The organism is Nocardiopsis sp. RV163 (assembly GCF_001029525.1).
GTDB classification, from domain to species: Bacteria; Actinomycetota; Actinomycetes; order Streptosporangiales; family Streptosporangiaceae; genus Nocardiopsis; species Nocardiopsis dassonvillei.
Genome location: NZ_LEKI01000001.1, coordinates 75,641 through 96,458, shown reverse-complemented (window position 1 = coordinate 96,458; position 20,818 = coordinate 75,641). Strand labels below are relative to the sequence as shown.

18 protein-coding genes are annotated in these 20,818 nt (G+C 74.0%); 10 read left to right on the top strand and 8 right to left on the bottom strand.

Annotated features, from left to right (window positions below; all coding sequences use genetic code 11):
- Positions 1-320: 320 nt before the first annotated feature.
- Positions 321-905: a TetR/AcrR family transcriptional regulator gene (locus ABD54_RS00380; RefSeq protein WP_047867405.1), complete on the top strand. Its 585-nt coding sequence runs from the start codon at positions 321-323 to the stop codon at positions 903-905.
- Between the two features lie 12 nt (positions 906-917).
- Positions 918-1,208 (top strand): DUF2087 domain-containing protein, encoded by a 291-nt coding sequence (locus ABD54_RS00375; RefSeq protein WP_047867404.1) that lies wholly within the window; start codon positions 918-920, stop codon positions 1,206-1,208.
- A 62-nt stretch (positions 1,209-1,270) separates the two neighbouring features.
- On the opposite strand, the gene ABD54_RS00370 is transcribed toward ABD54_RS00375, so the two are convergent.
- On the bottom strand, positions 1,271-1,693 hold the full coding sequence (locus tag ABD54_RS00370) for a hypothetical protein (protein ID WP_235431913.1): 423 nt from the start codon (positions 1,691-1,693) through the stop codon (positions 1,271-1,273).
- 4 nt (positions 1,694-1,697) lie between these two features.
- On the opposite strand from ABD54_RS00370, the gene ABD54_RS00365 reads away from it, so the two are divergent.
- Entirely contained in the window at positions 1,698-1,976 is a 279-nt protein-coding gene (locus ABD54_RS00365) for a winged helix-turn-helix transcriptional regulator (protein WP_394324522.1), read from the top strand.
- 9 nt (positions 1,977-1,985) lie between these two features.
- Here the strand turns inward: ABD54_RS00365 and ABD54_RS00360 are convergent, their stop codons facing one another.
- The 3 genes from ABD54_RS00360 to aroA are packed head-to-tail and all read right to left on the bottom strand — an operon-like array spanning position 1,986 to position 4,633.
- Entirely contained in the window at positions 1,986-2,228 is a 243-nt protein-coding gene (locus ABD54_RS00360) for a hypothetical protein (protein ID WP_047867403.1), read from the bottom strand.
- 36 nt (positions 2,229-2,264) lie between these two features.
- Positions 2,265-3,290, bottom strand: coding sequence for a ribosome small subunit-dependent GTPase A (rsgA, locus tag ABD54_RS00355; protein WP_047867402.1), 1,026 nt, complete (start codon positions 3,288-3,290; stop codon positions 2,265-2,267).
- Positions 3,287-4,633, bottom strand: a complete 1,347-nt coding sequence (aroA, locus tag ABD54_RS00350; protein WP_047867401.1) for a 3-phosphoshikimate 1-carboxyvinyltransferase — start codon at positions 4,631-4,633, stop codon at positions 3,287-3,289. Before aroA ends, rsgA begins: the two co-directional genes overlap by 4 nt.
- A 159-nt stretch (positions 4,634-4,792) precedes the next feature.
- Here aroA and ABD54_RS00345 point away from each other — a divergent pair, with 159 nt between their 5' ends.
- Positions 4,793-5,968 (top strand): cysteine desulfurase family protein, encoded by a 1,176-nt coding sequence (locus ABD54_RS00345; protein WP_047867400.1) that lies wholly within the window; start codon positions 4,793-4,795, stop codon positions 5,966-5,968.
- Between the two features lie 30 nt (positions 5,969-5,998).
- Here the strand turns inward: ABD54_RS00345 and ABD54_RS00340 are convergent, their stop codons facing one another.
- Positions 5,999-6,685, bottom strand: coding sequence for a peptidylprolyl isomerase (locus ABD54_RS00340; protein WP_047867399.1), 687 nt, complete (start codon positions 6,683-6,685; stop codon positions 5,999-6,001).
- A 295-nt stretch (positions 6,686-6,980) separates the two neighbouring features.
- Between ABD54_RS00340 and ABD54_RS00335 the strand changes: the two genes are divergently transcribed.
- Complete coding sequence (locus ABD54_RS00335) at positions 6,981-7,793, top strand: Scr1 family TA system antitoxin-like transcriptional regulator (RefSeq protein WP_047867398.1); 813 nt, start codon at positions 6,981-6,983, stop codon at positions 7,791-7,793.
- A gap of 65 nt (positions 7,794-7,858) precedes the next feature.
- Positions 7,859-9,067, top strand: coding sequence for an amidohydrolase (locus ABD54_RS00330; RefSeq protein WP_047867397.1), 1,209 nt, complete (start codon positions 7,859-7,861; stop codon positions 9,065-9,067).
- A gap of 387 nt (positions 9,068-9,454) precedes the next feature.
- On the opposite strand, the gene ABD54_RS00325 is transcribed toward ABD54_RS00330, so the two are convergent.
- Positions 9,455-10,279 (bottom strand): TIGR03089 family protein, encoded by an 825-nt coding sequence (locus ABD54_RS00325; RefSeq protein ID WP_047867396.1) that lies wholly within the window; start codon positions 10,277-10,279, stop codon positions 9,455-9,457.
- A gap of 95 nt (positions 10,280-10,374) precedes the next feature.
- Here ABD54_RS00325 and ABD54_RS00320 point away from each other — a divergent pair, with 95 nt between their 5' ends.
- The 3 genes from ABD54_RS00320 to ABD54_RS00310 are packed head-to-tail and all read left to right on the top strand — an operon-like array spanning position 10,375 to position 14,529.
- Positions 10,375-12,426, top strand: coding sequence for a hypothetical protein (locus ABD54_RS00320; protein WP_047867395.1), 2,052 nt, complete (start codon positions 10,375-10,377; stop codon positions 12,424-12,426).
- A gap of 52 nt (positions 12,427-12,478) precedes the next feature.
- Positions 12,479-13,414, top strand: coding sequence for a glycosyltransferase family 2 protein (locus tag ABD54_RS00315; RefSeq protein ID WP_047867394.1), 936 nt, complete (start codon positions 12,479-12,481; stop codon positions 13,412-13,414).
- Positions 13,411-14,529 (top strand): glycosyltransferase family 4 protein, encoded by a 1,119-nt coding sequence (locus ABD54_RS00310; protein WP_047867393.1) that lies wholly within the window; start codon positions 13,411-13,413, stop codon positions 14,527-14,529. The genes ABD54_RS00315 and ABD54_RS00310 overlap by 4 nt, the downstream gene beginning before the upstream one ends.
- Before the next feature lie 747 nt (positions 14,530-15,276).
- On the opposite strand, the gene ABD54_RS00305 is transcribed toward ABD54_RS00310, so the two are convergent.
- The gene (locus ABD54_RS00305) at positions 15,277-16,233 is read right to left on the bottom strand and encodes a YbhN family protein (RefSeq protein WP_047867392.1); all 957 of its coding nucleotides are present in this window, start codon (positions 16,231-16,233) and stop codon (positions 15,277-15,279) included.
- Between the two features lie 240 nt (positions 16,234-16,473).
- Here ABD54_RS00305 and ABD54_RS00300 point away from each other — a divergent pair, with 240 nt between their 5' ends.
- On the top strand, positions 16,474-19,101 hold the full coding sequence (locus tag ABD54_RS00300; protein ID WP_082166595.1) for a bifunctional FO biosynthesis protein CofGH: 2,628 nt from the start codon (positions 16,474-16,476) through the stop codon (positions 19,099-19,101).
- Positions 19,102-19,430: 329 nt separating this feature from the next.
- Here ABD54_RS00300 and ABD54_RS00295 read toward each other — a convergent pair whose 3' ends face one another.
- On the bottom strand, positions 19,431-20,705 hold the full coding sequence (locus ABD54_RS00295; protein ID WP_047867390.1) for a glycosyl hydrolase family 18 protein: 1,275 nt from the start codon (positions 20,703-20,705) through the stop codon (positions 19,431-19,433).
- Positions 20,706-20,818: the final 113 nt, after the last annotated feature.

The window sequence follows — 20,818 nt, the reverse complement described above, 5'->3', positions numbered from 1 at the left end:
GTGCGCCCACGGCCTCCAGCGCCGCCCCGTCCTCAGGGGGAGCCCCTTGAGTCGGTCACGCACGCCCACCCCGGTCGGCACGGGAGCCGGGAAGGGGTCCTCGATCGACCGCGACCGCCGCGTGCCGGTACCCGCCATCTCGCCTCGCCTCGCCTCCCGATCCGACAGCTAAAGATCCTCACGGGCACGAACATGACCGAAGGGGCGCTCTCGCGTGACCGGAGTGTTAGCTCCCGGCCGCCCGGGTCCGCGGGAACGGCGGCGAGGGGGAGGGGGCGTCAGGGGTGTCGTCCGCGGCGGCGGATGCGAGGATGGGGAGCATGGACACCGCTAACCGACAGGGGCGCGCCGAGGGCACCTCGGCGCGGGAGCGGTTGCTGGACGCCGCCTACGCCGAGGTCGTCTCGGGCGGCTGGTCCGACCGGCGTATGGCCGACATCGCGGCGGTCGCCCGGGTGTCGCGCCAGACCCTGTACAACGTGTTCGGCAGCAAGGAGGGCCTGCTCCAGGCCGTCGTGGTGCGCGAGGTGAACGCGCTGCTGGACCGGGTGGTGCGCCTCCTGGACGAGGAGGGCGAGGACCCGCCGCACGCGGTGAGCCGGGCCACGCGCCTGGTGCTGCTTTCCGCCCGCGACAACCCGCTGCTGCGCGCGGTGGTGACCGGGGACCACGGGCTCCTGCCGGTGCTCACCACGCGCGCCGAGCCGCTGCTGGACGTCCTGGGCGAGCGCATCACCGCCCTGCTGGGGGAGCGCTACCCGGAGCTGGCCGACTCCGCCGCCGAGGTCGCGGCCGACGTCGCCCTGCGCCTGACGGTGTCCTACTCGTTGCAGCCCATCGACCCCGACGAGGCCGCGCGCAGGGTCGAGACGGTCGTGCACGGGATGCTGACGGTCGGGCGCTGAGGGGGTGGCGCCGTGGTGGAGGGTCCGCTGACGGAGAGCGAGCGCCGTGAGGTGCTGCGCGCCTGCATGGCCGACGGGCGGATCACCGCGATCCCGGTCCGCCGCACCGCTCGGCTGGTCCTGCTCGACCAGGTCGCCCGGGCCTTCGAACCGGGGGTGCGCTACAGCGAGGTCGATGTCAACGCGGTCCTGAGCGGTTTCAGCGCGAACGTGGCGGTACTGCGCCGCGGCCTGGTCGACGAGGGGTTCATGGAGCGCGACCGCACCCGGTACTGGCGCTGCGGCGGGACCGTGGAGGTCTGACCCGGGCGGCCGCAGCCGGTGGAAGCCGGTGCGGCCGCCCGGTGAGCGCGGCCCGCCCGCGTTCAGCGGCGGGGCGCGGCGAGCAGGTCCACCACCCCCGTATCGTCCTCGTCTCCGTGGCCCCCGGCTAGGCGGCGCTCCATCAGCTCCGCGTACGGAGTGAGGAGTTCGGCGCTCACCCCCTGCTCCTCAGCGGTGCGCAGCAGGGTCCGGTTGCCCCTCACCCGCATGGCGAGGTCGGACACGACGCCCGTGGTGTAGTCGCCGCTCTCCAACCGCTCCGCGGTGGCGTGGACGCCGGGGGTCATCGCGCCCAGCCAGTCCGCCAGCAGGGACGCGAACCCCTTCAGCGGCACGTCTTCGTCGCGGACCAGGGCGAAGGCTTGCGCGACCCCGGCGAACATGCCGCTCATCGCGCTGAGCAGTGCCACGTCGTACAGGTCGGCCAGCCCGGCGTCCCCGCCGACGAACACGGTCCCGGCCACGAAGGTGCTGATCCTGTGGGCGCTGGATGAGGAGCCGCGGCGCTTCGGCGAGCTGCGCCGGATGCTCGACGGTGTCACCGAGAAGGTCCTGGCCTCGCACCTGCGCGAGCTGGAGAAGGACGGGATCGTGCGCCGGGAGGACTTCGGCGAGGTACCGCCCAGGGTCGAGTGCTCGCTCACCGCGGTGGGGGAGTCCCTGAACGAGGCCCTGGCCCCGCTCGGCGTCTGGGGCCGCGCGCACGTCGTCGATGCCGCCGAGCCGGTGGACGCCCGTCGGCGCTGACGTCCCGGACTACCCGTCCCGTGCGACGGAGTGCTTTCCCGGGGCTCCCCGACGCCGGAGGGGCCGTACGAGGAGGACCGCCTGCCAGGCGAGCGCGACGACGGCGAGCCCGAGGAGCACGTAGGCGAGTACCGTCAGGTCCGGCCCGCCGTTCCCCATCCATATGTCCAGGAGCACCGCCGCTGTCACGAGGAGGGCGCTGGCGGCTCCCGCGACCGCCACCGCGCTCACACGCCTGTCGTCGTCCTTCATAGCGGTTCCTCCGGAAGAAAAGGTGGGCGGTGCCGGTCAGGACTCGTTCTCGTCGGTGTTCTCCGCCTCCCCGGTGCCCCCCTCCCGGCTGGTGAGCAGGCGGCGCAGGGAGGCCACGCGGTCCGGGTCGAGTTCCCCACGCTCCAGCGCGGCCCGGATCGCGCAGTCGGGGGCGTCGGACTGGTGTGAGCACCCGGCGGGGCAGTCCTCGGCGGCCTCGGCCAGGTCCGCGAAGCCCTCGACGATGTCCTCGGGGTCGATGTGGGCCAGGCCGAAGCTGCGCACGCCCGGGGTGTCGATCAGCCAGCCGTCCTCGAAGGGCAGCGCGGCGGCGGACGTGGAGGTGTGGCGGCCCCGTCCGGTGACGGCGTTGACGTGGCCCACGGCCCGGTCGGTGCCGGGGACGAGCCGGTTGACCAGGGTGGACTTGCCCACTCCCGAGGAGCCCACGAGCACGGTGGTGCGGTCGGCCAGACGGGCGCGCAGGCCGTCCAGGCCGCTCTCGGGATCGAGCACCTCGTAGGGCACGCCCAGGGGCGCGTACACCCGCACCAGCTCGTCCGGGTCGGCCAGGTCGGCCTTGGTCAGGCACAGCAGGGGGGAGAGGCCGGCGTCGTAGGCGGCGACCAGGCAGCGGTCCACGAAGCGCGGCTGCGGCGCGGGATCTGCCAGGGCGCAGACGATCGCCAGCTGGTCGGCGTTGGCCACGATCACCCGCTCGACCGGGTCGGTGTCGTCGGCCGTGCGTCTGAGCACGGACGCCCGCTCCCTGACCCGCACGACGCGGGCCAGGGTGTCGGGTCTGCCGGACAGGTCGCCGACCACGTCGACGCGGTCGCCGACCACGATCGAGCCGCGGCCCAGCTCGCGTGCCTTCATCGCCACGACGGGAACGCCGTTGACCAGGCAGCGGTACCGGCCCCGGTCCACGGCGGTGACCAGGCCCTCCACGGCGTTCTCGTGCTTGGGTCGGGTGCGGGTGCGGGGGCGCGAACCGCCCCGGGCGCGCACGCGGATGTCGTCCTCGTCCAGGTGGCGGCCCCCGCCCCGCGTGCGGCTCACGCCAGGGCCTCCGCCCACAGGCCCGGGAAGTCGGGCAGGGTCTTGCGCGTGGTGGCGATGTTCTCCACCTCCACCCCGGGCACCGCGAGCCCGATCACCGCTCCCGAGGTGGCCATCCGGTGGTCGTCGTAGGAGTGGAACACCCCGGCGCGCATCGGGCGCGGGTTGATGACCAGCCCGTCGGGCAGCTCCTCGGCGTCGCCGCCCAGCCGGTTGATCTCGGCGGCCAGCGCGGCGATGCGGTCGGTCTCGTGGCGGCGCAGGTGCGCGATGCCGGTCAGCCGGGAGGGGGTCGTGGCGAGCGCGGCCACGGCGGCCACGGTGGGCGTGAGCTCGCCCACGTCGCGCAGGTCGGCGTCGATGCCCAGGATCCGGCCGGTGCCGCGCAGGGTGAGCAGTCCCTCGGGCGAGCGGGAGACCTCGCCGCCCATCCGGGTGAACAGCGAACGCAGTTCGTCACCGGGCTGGGTGGTGTGCTCCGGCCACCCCTCGATCGTCACCTCGCCCCCGGTGACCAGGGCGGCGGCCAGGAAGGGCGCGGCGTTGGACAGGTCGGGCTCCACGGTGATGTCGGAGACCTCGACCGGTCCGGGCTCGACCCTCCAGGAGTTGTCGGCGGTGGACACGGCGACCCCGGCCGCGCGCAGCATCTCCACGGTCATGTCCAGGTGCGGCTGGGAGGGCACGGGGGGACCGGAGTGGCGCACGTGCACGCCCTCGGTGAAGCGGGGGCCGCTCAGGAGCAGCGCCGACACGAACTGGGAGGAGCCGGACGCGTCGAGGGTCACCTCGCCGCCGCGCACGGCGCCGGTGCCGTGCACGGTCATCGGCAGCGCGCCGCGGCCGCCGTCGTCGATGTCGGCGCCCAGGGCGCGCAGGGCGGCCAGCAGCTCTCCCACGGGCCGTTCGCGGGCGCGCGGGTCGCCGTCGAACTCCACCGTGCCCGAGGCCAGGGCCGCCACCGGCGGCACGAACCGCATCACCGTGCCCGCGTTGCCGACGTCGACGGAGGCCGGACCGCGCAGCGGGGCGGGGGTGACCGCCATGTCCTCCCCCTCTGTGGTGATCCCCACACCCAGGGCGCGCAGGGAGCCCGCCATCAGCTCGCTGTCCCGGCTGACCAGCGGGCGGCGCACCAGGCACGGCGTCTCCGACAGGGCGGCCAGGACCAGCGCGCGGTTGGTCATTGACTTGGACCCCGGCAGCGACAGCCGGGCGCGCACCGGCCGCTCGGCCGCGGGCGCGGGCCAGTGCCCGCCGGCGGCCCCGGCCGGGCTCTGGGACGGTGCGGTGCCGGGGTTCTGGCCGGACTGGACGGGCTGCGAGGACGCGGACTCAGGCATGACACAAGGTTATCGGGAGCGGCGAGGCCGCAGGGGAACGCCTTCCCGCCCGTGGACGAAGCGTCGGAGGGCAGCGGCGGCCGACCCGGCCGAACCGCGCGTGCGGCCACGGGCCCGGAGAGGCCGGACGATCCGGGACGGACGTATCCTTGTCAGGCCATGGTGTATCTGGATCACGCTGCCACGACCGACGTGCGCCCCGAGGTCGCCGCCGAGGTCGCGGCCGAGCTCGGCGCCCTCGGGAACCCGTCGTCCCTGCACGGCCACGGGCGCGCCGCGCGCCGCACGGTGGAGGAGGCGCGCGAGCGCCTGGCCGGGGCGCTCGGCTCGACCCCGCACGAGGTGGTCTTCACCGGGGGCGGCACCGAGTCGGACAACATAGCCGTCAAGGGCCTGTACTGGGCGCGCAACACGCCGGACGCCCGCAGACCCAGGATCCTCACCAGTGCCGTCGAGCACCACGCCGCCCTCGATCCCGCGCACTGGATGGCCGAGCACCAGGGGGCCGTGCACGAGAAGGTCCCCGTGGACGCGCTGGGCCGGGTGGACCCCGAGGTCCTGCGGAAGACGATCGAGGGCGGCTCCGGCCCCGGCGCGGTCGCGCTCGTGTCGGTCATGTGGGCCAACAACGAGGTGGGCACGGTGCAGCCGGTCCGGGAGCTGGCCGCCGTCGCCGCCGAGTACGGCATCCCCTTCCACACCGACGCCGTGCAGGCCGTGGGCGTGGAACCGGTCGACTTCGCCGGGAGCGGGGTGAGCGCGCTGACGGTCAGCGGCCACAAGCTCGGCGGCCCGGTGGGTGCGGGCGCGCTGCTCGTCGCGCGCGGCCTGGCCCCGGTGCCGGTCCTGCACGGCGGCGGCCAGGAGCGCGACATCCGCTCGGGCACCCTGTCCCCGCCGCTGCTGCGCGGACTGGCCACGGCCGTCCACCTGGCTGTCGCCGAACGCGAGGAGCACGCCGAGCACCTGTCGGACCTGCGCGACGAGCTGGAGGAGCGGGTCCGCGACGCCGTCCCCGACGCGGTCGTCAACGGCGACCCCGCGCGCAGGCTGCCGGGGATCTCGCACATCTCCTTCCCCGGCTGTGAGGGGGACGCGCTGCTCATGCTCCTGGACGCCAAGGGCATCTCCTGCTCGACCGGCTCGGCCTGCTCGGCGGGGGTGGCCCAGCCCAGCCACGTGCTGCTGGAGATGGGCGCCGAGGCCGGGACCGCGCTCAGCAGCCTGCGCCTGTCGCTGGGCCGCACCTCGACGCGGGAGGACGTGGCCGCGCTGGGTCGGGCCATCGGACCGGCCGTGGAGCGGGCCAGGGCCGCCCGCGCCAGACGTCGCTAGGAGGACGCGGCGGCCCCGGACACGGGCCGTCTACTCCGCGCGGTGCACGGTGACGGACTCGATGGTCACGTCCTGGGCGGGACGGTCGTTCATGTCGGTCTCGGCGTTGGCGATGCCGTTCACCACCTCCATGGAAGCCTCGTCCGCGACGTGCCCGAAGATCGTGTGCATGCCGTTCAGGTGCGGGGTGGGCGCGACGGTGATGAAGAACTGCGAGCCGTTGGTGTCAGGGCCGCGGTTGGCCATGGCCAGCACTCCCGGCTCGGAGAACTCGCGGCCTGAGTCGAACTCGTCCTCGAAGGTGTAGCCCGGACCGCCCTGGCCGGTGCCCTGCGGGTCACCGCCCTGGATCATGAAGTCGTCGATCACCCGGTGGAACACGGTGCCGTCGTAGAACGCGGCCTCGCCCGTCGCCGGGTTGGGCACGCCCTCGCCCTCGGCCAGGCCCACGAAGTTGGCCACCGTGACGGGGGCGTCCTCGGGGAAGAGCTCCAGTTCGATGTCGCCCTCGCTGGTGTGCAGCGTGGCGCCCCCGACTCCGGTGACGTCCACTTCGGCGGGGCTGCCGGTCTGCTCCGATGCGGTCTCCTCGGGCGTGCCGCCGCCCTCCGATCCGCCCTGGTCGGCCGGGCCAGCGGCACCGTTGGCGCAGGCGGAGGCGGCGAGAAGGGCGGTGCAGGCCAGGAGGGCTGTCGCCGGGAGGGGCAGAAGCTTCATCGGTTCACTTCCGGGAATGAGGATCGCGGCTGGGCGGCACAAAGGCTACTCGGCCGGGGGAAGCGCCCTCGCCAGCGGGTTGGCTTTCCGTCATGGCGCGACCACGTTCCGCCCCCGCGCGGCCGCTCCGGCCGCCCCGCCGCGACGCCCCGATGACTTGTCACGGATCGCCGTACCCGTCCGGTCGCTTGACCGGTGACCCCGGCACGGGAGAGGGTCGGAAAGAGGACGGGGCGGTGCGTCGGCGGTGTGCCGGGGGCGAGGCCCCGCCCGGCGCTGGAGGGAGGGAAGTGGATTGAACACCGCACTGCCGTCCGCGATGTGGCTCCCCTTCGCCGCGAGGGTGCTGCGCGCGCGCTCCGACAGGGGGCTCTCACGCGCCGAACTCGCCGCGACGGTGGGGGTGACCGACGACAAGCTCCGCGAGGTGGAGAGCGCGTACTGCAGGCCGGCCCGCTCGCTGGTCGAACGGGTGGACACCGCCCTGGGCGCCGAACACCAGCTCGTGGACGCCTGGGCGATCACCCTCCAGGCCGAGGCCTTCCCCAACGAGTTCGGCGACCAGCGCGAGCTGGGCGTCCACGCCACCCACCTGTGGGAGTACCAGCCCATGGCGGTCCCGGCGTTCCTGCGCACCCGCGAGTACTCGCGCGCGGTGCTGCGCCCGCGCCACCCGGACCTGTCCCCGGACGAGGTCGAGGAGATGGTGGAGGAGGAGATGGCCCACCGGGCCTCGATGACCGGCACGGAGGGGCCCGTGCTGCGGGTGGTCCTCAACGAGTCGGCCCTCCAGCGACCGCAGGGCGGGGCCGCCGTCCTCAACGCCCAGCGCGACTTCCTCGCCGACCTGATCGAGGCGGGCATCGTGGCCATGGGCGTCATCCCCGAGCAGACCCCGAACCACCCCGGCCTGGGCGGCGCCTTCCGGCTGATGGAGTTCGCCGACCGCCCCAGCATGGTCTACGCGTTCGCGGCCCAGGGCGGCGACCTGACCGCCGAACCCGAGCAGGTGGGCCGCTGCACCACGGTGCGCGACGCCATCGAGGCCGCGACCGAGGAACTCACGCCGGGGTCGGCACTGCTCACCGCCCGCTGGCCGGCGGGGTAGCGGGCCGCCCGCCCGCGCCCCGCGGGGCTTGGGGACACGCCCCGTGATGGGCTAGGTTGCCCGCCATGGATATCGCGATCACAGCCGGATACGTCGTCCCCGTCGCCGGAGACCCCATCGACGGGGGCACCGTCCTCATCTCCGACGGCCGGATCGCCGCCGTCGGCGCCGACGTCACGGTCCCCGAGGGCGCCACCGTCGTCGACGCCTCCGGCAAGTGGGTGCTCCCCGGCTTCGTGGAGGCCCACGGCCACATCGGCATCGACGAGGAGGGCATCGGCTGGGCCGGTGACGACACCAACGAGATGACCGACCCCAACGGCGCCCGCATGCGCGCGCTGGACGCCGTCAACCCCGCCGACCGCGGCTTCGCCGACGCCCTGTCCGGCGGCGTCACCAGTTCGGTCGTCAAGCCCGGTTCGGGCAACCCCATCGGCGGCCAGACCGTGGCGATCAAGTGCTGGGGCCGCAGTATGGAGGACCGCCTGATCCGGCACCCGGCCAGCGTCAAGAGCGCCCTGGGCGAGAACCCCAAGCGGGTCTACGGCGACAAGGACAAGCTGCCCTCCACCCGCCAGGGCGTGGCCGCCGTCATCCGCGACGCCTTCACCAGGGCCCAGGACTACCGGGCCAGACGCGAGCACGCGGCCTCGGAGGGCACCCCGTTCGAGCGGGACACCACCCTGGAGGCGCTGGCCCGTGTCCTGGACGGCGAACTCCCGTGGTGCCAGCACACGCACCGCGCCGACGACATCCACACCGCGATGCGCCTGTCCGACGAGTTCGGCTACCGGCTGATCATCAACCACTGCACCGAGGGCCACCTCCTGGCCGACGAGATCGCCGCGCGCGGCATCCCCGTCATCACCGGCCCGCTCATGACCAGCCGCTCCAAGGTGGAGGTCAACAACAAGACCCTGGCCAACCCGGGCATCCTCGACCGGGCGGGCGTCAAGGTCGCCCTGACCACCGACCACCCGGTCGTCCCGATCGAGTTCCTGGTCCACCAGGCCACCCTGTGCGTCAAGGAGGGCATGGACCCGCGCTCGGCGATCCGCGCCCTCACGGTCAACCCCGCCGAGATCATGGGCATCTCCGACCGGGTCGGCTCCCTCAGGCCGGGCCTGGACGCCGACGTGGTCGTGTGGTCGGGCGACCCGCTGGACGTGATGAGCCGCGCCCTGCGCGTGTTCGTCGAGGGCCGCGAGGTCTACACCTACGACGAGGCCACACGCGAGCGCACCGTGCTCGACGCCTACTACCGCGAGGGCTGAACGGCCGCGCCGGGTCCCCGGTCCGCGGGGTTCCCGGGCGCTCCGCCGCCGCCGGACAGCGGTCGGGCCGCGGACTGACCAGGCGTGTCAGCCCGCAGCCGACGCGGCGGCGTCACGGAGAGGGGGAGCGGTCCGGGAGTGCCCGGGGCGCGACCCCGGTTCTGTTCTTTGGACGGGCCTCAGCTTGTGGGGGCCGGTTCGGGCGCCCACGGGGTTCTGGAGGTGCCGGAGACGGGTTCCCTTGGGAGAACCGCGCCGTAGGCGTCGGTTGAGGGTGGTGGCGGGCGACGGGTGGGCACGAGCGAAGCCGCCGCAGGCGCCGAAGGTTCCCGTTCCCCGGGCGCCCGAACACGGACCGAAGCGGAGCGCAGGTCCAAAAGACACTGCCTAGGAGAGCCCCACCGTCCGGAAGGGGGCCCCGTCCGGCAGCGCCGCGCCACCGGCCCCCTCCGCCACGCGCACCGCCACGGTGACCTTCTCCATGCCGGTCCTGCGCAGGACCTCGTCCGGGCCCGCGGAGCCCAGCGGCGTCAGGACGAGCGGCGCGCCCGCCGCGACCGGGGCCAGCAGCAGCTCCGCGCCCTCCCCGAGCAGGGTCAGCGGGGCGTCGGGTTCGGCGAACAGCGCCACCCGGTCCCCGGCGTCCAGCTCCCACCGCCGCGCCCGGTCGCGGCCCCCGGCGGTCAGCTCCGCGCCGGTCCGGACGCCGGGGCCGCGCAGAGCGGGCGCCCCCGGGTCCACGGGGTAGGGCGAGAAGTGGTCGCCGTGCCCGCGCACCTCCACCGAGTAGTCGAGCACCATGGGCGGCGCCTCGGTCAGCGGCAGCCCCAGCGGGTGCAGGGACGTGCCCACCACCTCCTCGGCGCCGCTGTCCAGGGCGGCCTCCAGGCGGTCGGCGTCGGCCACGGCGACCTGGGCGCCCCCGGGCAGGTCCGCGCCGGGCCGTGCGAACTCCGCCACGGCCCCCACCGACCAGCACGAGAGCATCCACACCAGCGACTGCCAGTGCACCGGCAGGGCGAGCACCACCCGGTCGTCCGGCTGGGCCCCCAAGCCGTCCACCAGCATGTTCGCGGTCTTGGACACCCAGTTGTCGAAGGTGGCGCGCGACAGCTCCACCCGGCCGCCCGAGGCGTCGTAGGAGGTCACGAAGGGGCGGGACGGGTCGTCGGAGACCAGGGCGCGCCACAGCTGCGCGGGAGTTTCGGACATGCCCGCCACTCTAGGGCGTCACGGGGGCTCCGCGCGGCCCCCGCGCGGGCCGCCACGGGTGTGCGTTGGTGCCGGGGAGCTGTCAGAGTTGCCCCATGCGCTTGCTCCCCGGACGGTTCATCGCCCGTGTCACCGCGCTCCCCGCGATCGCCGTCTCGGCCTGGCTCCTGGTGGCCTTCCCCCTCCTGGCCCTGGGCTCCCTCACCCCGCTGACGGCAGCCGTCCTCGGAACGCCCGCCGTGCTCGCGGCCTGCCTCCTGGTGCCCCGGCTCATACCCGACCCGCCCGACCGGGAGGACGCCCCCTGGTGGCCGGTCGTCCTCGTCGCGCTGATCACGGTCGCCTTCGCCGCCGTGCAGATCGCCTACCACGCCGAGGCCCTGGTAATCCGCCGCGACCCGGCCTCCTACGCCATGTACACGGCGTGGATCGCCGAGAACGGGTTCCTGCCCATCCCGCAGCAGCGCGAGCTCATCGCGGGCGACGACCCCTCGCTCAGCTACCAGAGCCTGGCCCACTACCAGCGCGGCGACGTCATCTGGCCGCAGTTCATGGCCGGTGCGCCCCTGGTCGCCACCATCGGCTACTGGCTGGGCGGGCTCGACGGGATGCTCGTCACGACCCCGGTCCTGGGCGCGCTGGGCGTGCTCACCTTCGCCGGGCTCACCGCGCGCCTGGTCGGGATCCGGTGGGCGCCCCTGGCCGCCCTGGTCCTGGCCGTGTCCCTGCCCCAGCAGTGGGTCAGCCGCTTCACCTACAGCGAGCCGGTCACCCAGATCCTGCTGCTGGGCGGCCTGGTCCTGGCCTACGACGCGCTCGCGCGGCGGACCCGGATCACCGACCGGTGGTCGTCCGCGCACACACTGGCCGCCGTGGCGGGACTGGCGTTCGGCCTGGGGCTGGTGGTGCGCATCGACGCGATCCGCGACCTGCTGCCCGTGGTCGGGTTCGTCGGTCTGCTGCTGCTCGCCCGCCGGGGGCAGGCCCTGCCGCTGCTGGGCGGGTTGGCCGCGGGCGCGGGGCTGGGCCTGTACGCCGGGTACGGGCTGTCCCTGCCCTACCTGGAGTACCTCTCCGACTCCCTCAACCCCCTGCTCCTCATCAGCGCGGTCGTCATCGCCGTCACCGTCGCGGCCACCGCCGTCCTGTGGCGCCGCGGCGTTCCGCGCGTGGAGCGCGTGCGTCGGCTGCCCGACGCGGTGGCCGCGCTCGCCCTGCTGGCCATGGCGCTGTTCGCCGTCCGCCCCCTGCTGTGGCCGGACTACGGGCACGGCAGCGACTTCACCGACGGCTGGGTCGCCTACGTGCAGCAGCGCGAGGGCCTGCCGGTGGAGGGCAGCCGCACCTACTACGACATGAGCCTGTACTGGGTCGGCTGGTACGTGGGCCTGGCCGCGGTCCTGTTCGCCTCGCTCGGCGTCGCCCACGTGCTGCGCCGCCTCTTCCAGCGCCGCGACCTCCAGTGGCTGCTGCCCGCCATGCTGTTAGTGTGGACGGTCGGCACCACCCTGCTGCGCCCCGCCATCACCCCCGACCACCCCTGGGCCAGCAGACGGCTGATCGCCCTGGTCATCCCGGCGTTCATCCTGTTCGCCGTCTGGTTCCTGGCCTGGCTAACCCGCTACTGCGCCGTCGCCGCCCACTCCGGCCGCAGCACTCCGGCGGCCCGCGCCCTCCCCGTCGTGGTCGCCGCCAGCGCCTCGGCGGCGCTGCTCGTCCCCACCGCGGCCACGGCGGCCGCCGGGATCATGGGCTACAGACAGGACGTCGGCAGCGTCGCCGCCACGCACCGGCTCTGCGCTGCGCTGTCTGAGGACGCCTCGGTTGTCGTGGTGGACTCCGACACGGCCGGGAACTACATGCCGCTGCTGCGCAACGTCTGCGGGGTGCCCACCGCGTCCATGGACGAGCCGACCCCCGGGGACGTGGACCGCGTGGTCTCCGAGATCCACGAGCGCGACCGCGACGCCGTGCTCGCCGCCTCCGACTGGCAGGTACTGGAGGACCTCACGGGCGGAGAGGCCGAGCCCGAGCGCCCCTTCCAAGTGAACGCCCGGATGGACCCGAGTACCCTCATGGAACCGCCGACCGGTTCCTGGGCCTTCAGGGGAAACGTGTGGGTGTCCGTGTTCCCCGACGGGGGATGAGCGCCCGGCCCGGCCCCTCCCGAACCCACCCCATCCCGCCGAAGAAGAACCCATGAGCCACAGAAGCGACGACGCACCCAGGCAGCACGGCGAGGACCAGCCGGTCCGCGTCACCATCGTGCTCCCCTGCTACAACGAGGAGGACCACGTCGTCGACGAGGTCAAGCGGATCTGCGGCGCCATGGACGCCTCCGGGTACCCCTACGAGCTGCTGGCCGTGGACGACGCCTCCACCGACGCCACCCTGGCCCGGCTGCGCGACGCGGAGCCCGTGTACCCGCACATGCGCGTCATCGCGTTCGGGCACAACGGCGGGGCGGGCACCGTCCGCCGGATCGGCAGCCAGCGGGCCCGAGGCGAGTTCGTCGTGTGGACCGACGCCGACATGAGCTACCCCAACGAGCGCATCCCCGAACTGGTCCGCATGCTGGAGGAGGACCCCGAGACCGACCAGGTCGTGGGAGCGCGGACCCAGGAGATGGGCAGCCACAAGGCCCTGAGGGTGCCCGCCAAGTGGGTCATCCGCAAGATCGCCGAACGCCTCACCAACACCCGCATCCCCGACCTCAACTCGGGGCTGCGCGTGTTCCGCCGCGAGGTCGCCCGCCCCTACCTGCGGCTGCTGCCGCCCGGTTTCTCCTGCGTCACCACCATCACGCTCGCCTTCCTGTCCAACCAGCACCCGGTCAGGTACGTGCCGATCGGGTACGCCAAGCGCGCGGGCACGTCCAAGTTCCACTTCGTGGGCGACGCCTACCGCTACATCCTCCAGGTGCTGCGCATGGTGATGTACTTCAACCCGCTCAAGGTGCTCATGCCGCCCGCGCTGGTGCTGCTGGGGGTGGGCGCCGCCAAGTTCGCCTTCGACCAGGTCCGCAACCCGCTCTACATCCCCAACAACACCGTCATGATCCTCATGACGGGGCTGATCATCGCGGCGATCGCCCTGCTGGCCGACCTCATCGTGCGCTCCAGGGGCAGCGCGTGAGCCCGGCGGCGCGGGTGGCCCTGGTCGGGCCCGCCCACCCCTACAAGGGCGGCGGCGCCAGGCACACCACCGAGCTGGCCCACCGGCTGAGCGCGCTGGGCCACCCCACGGCCGTGGAGTCCTGGCGGGCTCAGTACCCGGCCGCCCTCTACCCCGGTCGGCAGACCATCGAGGACCCCGAGGGGGAGCCCCACCCCGGCACCCGCCGCGAGCTGGCCTGGTACCGGCCCGACGGGTGGTGGAGCACCGGGCGGCGCCTGGCCCGGGAGGCCGACCTGGTGGTGCTCACCCTGTTCTCCCCGGTGCAGGTGCCCGCCTACCTCGGGGTCCTGGCCGGGGTGCGCTCCGTACGGCGTTCCGAGGGTGCGCGGGTGGTGGCGCTGTGCCACAACGTGCTGCCCCACGAGCGCCGCGCCGTGGACGTGTCCCTCGTGCGCACCCTCCTGCGGCGGGTGGACGGCGTGGTCGCCCACTCACCCGAGCAGGCGCGCCTGGCCGAGGGGCTCAGGGGACCCGGGGCGCGGCGGCCCGTGGTCGCCCAGATGCCCCCGCACCTGCCCGAGACCGGCGGCGCGCAGGCCCCGGCGCCGGGGGAGCGGCGGCACCTGCTCTTCCTTGGCATCGTCCGCCCCTACAAGGGTGTGGACCTGCTGCTGAGCGCCCTGGCCGACGGTGCGCCCGAGGACGTGTCGCTCACCGTGGCCGGGGAGTTCTGGGGCGGCACGGCGGAGCTGGGGGAACTGGCCGCCGGGCTGGGGGTCGCCGACCGGGTGCGGCTGCGGGACGGGTACGTCCCCGCCGGTGAGCTGCCGGAGCTGTTCGCCTCGGCCGACGCCGTGGTGCTGCCATACCGCACCGCCACCGCCACCCAGAACGTGTGGCTGGCGCACGAGCACGGGATTCCGGTGGTGGCCACCCGCGCCGGGACCCTCCCCGACCACGTGCGCGAGGGGGTCGACGGCCTGCTGTGCGCGCCGGGCGACGCCGCCGACCTGGCCCGCGCGCTGGGGGAGTTCTACGCGCCGGGGGAGCCCGAGCGGCTGCGCGCCGGGGTCCGCCCGGTGGAGGCCGAGCCTTACTGGCGGGCCTACACCGAGCGGCTGCTCGGGGCCTGAGCCCCTACGCCGGGCAGGACGCCCGGCGGCCCCGGCCCCGGGCGGCGGGGGACCGGGGCCCGAGCGGCCGCTCGGGCCACTCGTCAGTCAAGCCCGTGGACTCGTGGAGCCGGTAGCTGACCACGTATTCGGGCCCGATTCAGACGGTGTCCGAGGCGGCGGGCTCCAGCACGGCCATCTCGTCGGGCAGCGGAGCGCCCGTCTGCGGGTCGGACGGGAGGCGCTGCTCGTACGCACCCGACTCCCCGAGCCGACGCGGTGGGCCAGGCCGACGGCGGGCCGTCCCGACACGTCGGTCGCCCCTTCCGGCGGACGGGCCCCGGGGAGCCGCGCGAGCACGGTGTACACGCCCGCTCGCACCTCGACCGGTTCCGGCTCCGGGCCGCCCAGCCGCGGGGCGGCGTAGCGGTGCGGGGCTGGCGCGTGGCGGCGGGAGACCTCTCCGAAACGCGTCGGCTCCTCCGACGACAGCATGAGGGCGGTCGCGTCGGTCTGCGCGTCCCCGGCCCCGGCGGCCCGGAATACGGCACTGGGCGTGGGGCTTCCATCCATTCGTGTCCTGGCGGGGGCGGTCCCGCACTCCTACCGGGTCGTGTTCCTGGGATCATTTCTGGCGCGCGAGCACCGGTCGGCCCCTCACCTGCTCGACGCCGGCGCCTGCTACCGTCCGCCACCTCCGCTTCGGCGCTTCCGAGACGCCGGTCCGGCCCGCCTGCTTCCGGTGCCGCCAGCGAGACGGGGCCCTCCTCAGGGACGCGGTCCGGTCACGGCCTCCGGCCCCCGGACGGCTCCCCGGGACAGCAGCACCGACAGCCCTGCCCAGGCCACGTCCGCCACGGTCATCACCAGCCGCGACAGCACCGCCACCACCAGCGCGGCCCCGGCATCCACCACCGGCGCCAGCGCCACCACCAGCACCGCCTCGCGCACCCCCAGGCCCGCCGGGGCGAACACCACGAGCAGTCCCAGCGTCCACGCCAGCGCGTAGGCGCCCACCGCCGGTCCGAGCGACCGCAGCGCCTCGCCGCCCACCGCCCAGGTCAGCAGCCACACGTGCAGGCCCAGGGGCATCCAGGCCACCAGGGTCCACCCCACGGCCGCGGCCATGGACCGCCCGCGCACGTCCAGGGGACCGGCCTCGGCGACCTCGCGGAACCGGGCGAAGGGGCGGGCCGCCAGCCGGATCCCCCAGCCGACCACGCGCGGGTGCAGCGCGGCGAGCAGCACGGGTGCCAGCGCCAGCGCCCACCACCAGCGGCGGGCAGCCTCCGCCGACGACAGCGGCAGGGACACCGCCGCGACCGCCAGACCGGCCGCGACCGTCACACCCACCGCGAGCAGGGTCGCCGCCGCACCGCGAGTGCGCGGCACGTTCCAGTCCCGGGCCAGCTCGACCTGGGCGACGAAGGCCCATACCGAACCCGGCAGGTACTTGCCGAGCTGGCCCACGAACATGACGCGGGCCGCCGTGCGGCGGGGCAGGGGGGAGCCCATCCCGGCCAGCAGCGCGCGCCAGGCGAGCATCTGCGCGGCGAGCCCCGCCATTCCCGTCAGCACCGCCGCGGGCAGCACCCACAGGGGCAGCGCCGTCGCGGCGTCCCGGGCCTGTTCCCAGTTCGCGCGCAGGGCCAGCCCCACGCACACGCACACCACCAGCAACAGCGCCAACCGCACCCACGGGCTACTGCGCAGCCGACTCAGCACGTGGCCTCCCTCCCGTACGTGCCGACCCTACGCCGCCCATGCACCCGCCGGCCCCCCGTCCACGCCCCGGATCAGTTGGCCACAGAGTGCACAACTGATCCACAGGTCCCACCACGCCACCGAGACCCCTCCCGCGCCCCCGACCAGCGGCGGAACGCGACGGTGACGCCCCGCACACATCCGGCGCCACGGGTGGTGCGTCCGCGCGCGCGAAAGGAGCGGGGCGTAGGGTTGCGCCCTATGAGTGGTGCGAACGACCCGGCCCCCGTCCCCTCCCCGACCCCGTCCGCCATGCGCAGGGCCCTGGCCCGCGCCCGGGACGGCAAGACCCTCGACCTCACCGAGGCGGAGGTGCTCCTGCACGCCAGGGGCGAGGACCTGGACGTCCTCCTCGAACACGCCGGAAGGGTGCGTGACGCGGGGCTGGAGGCCGCGGGCCGCCCCGGGGTCGTCACCTACAGCCGCAAGGTGTTCGTCCCCCTGACCCGCCTGTGCCGCGACCGCTGCCACTACTGCACGTTCGCCACGGTGCCGGGCCGCCTCGAAGCCCCGTTCCTGTCGCCCGACGAGGTCCTGGACATCGCCCGGCGGGGCGCCGAGACGGGCTGCAAGGAGGCCCTGTTCACACTCGGCGACCGGCCCGAGGACCGCTGGAAGCAGGCCGCCGAGTGGCTCGACGCCCACGGTTACGACGACACCCTGTCCTACGTGCGGGCCATGGCCGTCATGGTGCTGGAGGAGACCGGCCTGCTCCCGCACCTGAACCCGGGTGTGCTCACCTGGGCCGACCTCCAGCGCCTCAAGCCCGTCGCCCCGTCCATGGGGATGATGCTGGAGACCACCTCCACCCGGCTGTTCACCGAGAGGGGCCGGGCCCACTACGGCAGCCCGGACAAGGACCCGGCGGTGCGGCTGCGCGTGCTGGAGGACGCCGGGCGCTCCAGCGTCCCCTTCACCACCGGCATTCTCCTGGGCATCGGTGAGAACACCGCCGAGCGCGCCGAGTCGATCTTCGCGATGCGCGGCGCCTCCCGGCGCTACGGCGGCGTCCAGGAGGTCATCGTCCAGAACTTCCGGGCCAAGCCCGCCACCGCGATGATGCACCGGCCCGACGCCGAACGCGAGGAGATGGCCGCCGCCATCGCGGTCACCCGCCTGGTGATGGGGCCAAGGGCGCACGTGCAGGCGCCGCCCAACCTCATCGGCGCCGAGCACGGGGGCGTGGACGAGTACGGTCTGATGCTGCGCGCGGGCATCGACGACTGGGGCGGCGTCTCCCCGCTCACCCCCGACCACGTCAACCCTGAGCGGCCCTGGCCGCAGATCGACGACCTGGCCGCGCGCACCGCCGCGCACGGCTTCGCCCTGCGCGAGCGGCTGACGGTCTACCCCGAGTACGTCCTGGCCGGGGAGCCCTGGCTGGACCCGCGCGTGGCCGGGCACGTGGCCGCCCTCGCCGATCCCGAGACCGGCCTGGCCCGCGAGGACGTGCCCGTGGTGGGCCGCCCCTGGCAGGAGCCCGAGGCGGTGCTGGTCTCCTCCGGCCGCACCGACCTGCACACGGGGATCGACGAGGAGGGGCGCACGACCGACCGCCGCGGCGACTTCGACGCCGTCTACGGGGACTGGGACGAGTTGCGCTCGGGCGTGGACCGCGAGGGGGCCGTGCCGCGCAGGTTCGACCCCGGCGTCGCGGAGGCCCTGCGAAGCGCCGAGACCGACCCGGCGGGGCTCTCCGACGACGAGGCGCTCGCCCTGCTGCACGCCGACGGCGCCGAACTGGAGGCGCTGACCGACCTGGCCGACCGGGTGCGCCGCGACGCGGTCGGCGACGACGTCACCTACGTCGTGACCAGGAACATCAACTTCACCAACGTCTGCTACACCGGCTGCCGCTTCTGCGCGTTCGCCCAGCGCCGCACCGACGCAGACGCCTACACGCTCTCCCTGGAACAGGTCGCCGACCGCGCCGAGGAGGCCTGGAAGGCCGGAGCGACCGAGGTGTGCATGCAGGGCGGCATCCACCCGGACCTGCCGGGCACCGCCTACTTCGACATCGCCGCCGCCGTGCGCGAGCGCGTCCCGGACATGCACGTCCACGCGTTCAGCCCGATGGAGGTGGTCAACGGGGCGGCGCGCACGAACCTGCCGGTCCGCGAGTGGCTGCTGCGCGCCCGCGAGGCCGGGCTCGGCTCCGTGCCGGGCACCGCCGCCGAGATCCTCGACGACGAGGTCCGCTGGATCCTCACCAAGGGCAAGCTGCCCGCGTCCGAGTGGATCGACGTCATCACGTCCGCCCACGACCTGGGCATCCCCACCACGTCCACGATGATGTACGGGCACGTGGACTCGCCCAGGCACTGGGTGGCGCACATCAAGCTGCTGCGCTCCCTCCAGGAGCGGTCGGTCGAGCGCAACGGCCGCCGGGGGTTCACCGAGTTCGTCCTGCTGCCGTTCGTGCACACCAACGCGCCCATCTACCTGGCCGGGCTGGCCCGCACCGGGCCGACCGTCCGGGAGAACCGAGCCGTGCACGCCCTGGCCCGACTGCTGCTGCACGGGCACATCGACAACATCCAGTGCTCGTGGGTCAAGCTAGCCGAGGACACCTGCCGCCAGCTCCTCTCGGGCGGGGTGAACGACGTCGGCGGCACCCTGATGGAGGAGACCATCAGCCGGATGGCAGGTTCGGGGCAGGGGTCGTTCAAGACCATCAGCGACATCCGCGCCCTGGTCGAGCCGACGGGCCGCCCCGTCCGCCAGCGCACCACGACCTACGGTCCGGTGCCGGGGGAGCGCCGGCGCGCGGCCGAGGCCAGTGACGGCGTGGCCCCCAGCGTCCGGCGCCCCTCGCTGCCGTTGGTCTAGACGGTGTTTTTCGGACCTGCGCTTCGCTTCGGTCCGTGTTCGGGCGCCCGGAGCACGGGAACCCTCGGCGCCTGCGACGGGTTCGCTCGTTCCTCGCGAACCCCTCTCCTGCCCCTCCAGTAACCCCGTGGGCGCCCTAACCGAGCCCCACAAGCGAGACCGGTTCGAAAACAGAACCCGGACGCGGAAGGAGGGGGCGAAGCGCCGGGGGACGGCGCTCCGCCCCCTCGCCGAGGGGGCGGCGGCCCGTCACCTGTGGGGAGTGTGCGACGGGCCGCCGGGGAGCCGCGTACGGCGGGAGGGGCGGTGCCCCTCCACGCGGACTCGGCCTAGCAGGTGCCGACGAGCCTCCAGACGCCCCATTCTCCGGTGGTGCCCGGCTCCTCGCCGCGGGTCCACCACTGGGCGCGGTACTCCGAGCCCCCGTGGGAGACCACGTCGCCGCCGTTGTAGACGCTGTCGGCCGTCCAGGCGGCGGCGGTGCAGTCGCCGGGCTCCTCGGTCGGCTCCTCGGTCGGCTCCTCGGTGGGCTCCTCGGTGGGCCCGCCGCCGTCGCCGGGGCCGGCGGCCAGGCGCGCCGAGATGGTCTCGGCGAAGGCGTAGCCGCTGGTGGCGTCCCAGTTGACGGACCAGGTCATCACACCGCCGATGGGGCCGTACGGGGCGGCGGGGGAGAAGGACCCGCAGTTGGTCCCGGCCTCCAGGCAGTCCAGGGCGCGCACGATCTGGCCGGGCGCCATGTACCCGCCTCCGGCGGCGGACTGCACGGCGGGCAGCCCGAGGCCCACCTGGTCCGGGCTCAGCCCCATCTCCAGCTGGATGCAGGCCAGCGCGGCGACGAAGTCCGGGGTGCCCTGGTGGTACACCTGGTCGTCGCACCCCAGCATCGAGCCGGAGTTGTAGTACTGCATGTTGACGATGGTGAGGATGTCGGAGATGCCCGAGGCGAGCTTGTAGTACTCCCGGTCGGGGCTCTGGAAGTCGATGGTCTGCGGCGCCATCGTGATGATCAGGTCCGACCCGGCCCGGCCGCTCAGGTCGCGCAGGGCCTGGGACATGTACTGCGCGTTGATGCCGTGCTCCAGGTCGATGTCGACCCCGTCGAAGCCGTAGTCCCGCATCAGCTGGTACACGGTGTCGGCGAAGTTGTCCGCCTGGGCGGCGTTGGCGACGCTCACGTGGCCGAGCTCGCCGCCCACGGAGATGACGACCTTGCGGCCCTCGGCCTGGACGGCCGCGATGTCGTCGCGGAACTGCTGGTCGGTGTAGCCGTTCAGCTCCTGGCTGGCCAGGTTGAACGTGACCCCGCCGTCGAGGGTGGGATGGTTGTCGGCGAAGGCGACGGCCACCAGGTTGTACTCGGAGGGGACCTCCGACAGCGGCATCACGGTGGAGCCGTTGTCGAAGTTGTGCCAGTACCCGGTGAGCCACTGGCCGGTCTGCTGGACCCCGGCGGAGTCGCTGTCGGACACGGTTTCGACCTCGGTCGGAGCGGGGGAGAGCTGGCTGAAACCGGCGAGGAGTCCGGCGGTCAGGAGGGCGAGGGCGCCGGTCAGCGCGGCCTTCGCGGCCCGGGGGGCTTTCCTGGGGCGGTGTTCGGGCATCGGGGGTTGCTCCTGTCGTCGAGCGGGGGAGACGAAGGGGCTCTGTGAGCCGCTAATTGTTAGGAAACTTTAAAGTTGTCACGCGGCCGCGTCAACGAAAACGGTAAGGAAAG

Coding starts and splice junctions, on each gene's coding strand:
- ABD54_RS00345 (WP_047867400.1), top strand. CDS start 4,793: ATGGTGTATCTGGATCACGCTGCCACGACCGACGTGCGCCCCGAGGTC.
- ABD54_RS00315 (WP_047867394.1), top strand. CDS start 12,479: ATGAGCCACAGAAGCGACGACGCACCCAGGCAGCACGGCGAGGACCAG.
- ABD54_RS00320 (WP_047867395.1), top strand. CDS start 10,375: ATGCGCTTGCTCCCCGGACGGTTCATCGCCCGTGTCACCGCGCTCCCC.
- ABD54_RS00295 (WP_047867390.1), bottom strand. CDS start 20,705: ATGCCCGAACACCGCCCCAGGAAAGCCCCCCGGGCCGCGAAGGCCGCG.
- aroA (WP_047867401.1), bottom strand. CDS start 4,633: ATGCCTGAGTCCGCGTCCTCGCAGCCCGTCCAGTCCGGCCAGAACCCC.
- ABD54_RS00360 (WP_047867403.1), bottom strand. CDS start 2,228: ATGAAGGACGACGACAGGCGTGTGAGCGCGGTGGCGGTCGCGGGAGCC.
- ABD54_RS00330 (WP_047867397.1), top strand. CDS start 7,859: ATGGATATCGCGATCACAGCCGGATACGTCGTCCCCGTCGCCGGAGAC.
- ABD54_RS00340 (WP_047867399.1), bottom strand. CDS start 6,685: ATGAAGCTTCTGCCCCTCCCGGCGACAGCCCTCCTGGCCTGCACCGCC.
- ABD54_RS00325 (WP_047867396.1), bottom strand. CDS start 10,279: ATGTCCGAAACTCCCGCGCAGCTGTGGCGCGCCCTGGTCTCCGACGAC.
- ABD54_RS00380 (WP_047867405.1), top strand. CDS start 321: ATGGACACCGCTAACCGACAGGGGCGCGCCGAGGGCACCTCGGCGCGG.
- ABD54_RS00300 (WP_082166595.1), top strand. CDS start 16,474: ATGAGTGGTGCGAACGACCCGGCCCCCGTCCCCTCCCCGACCCCGTCC.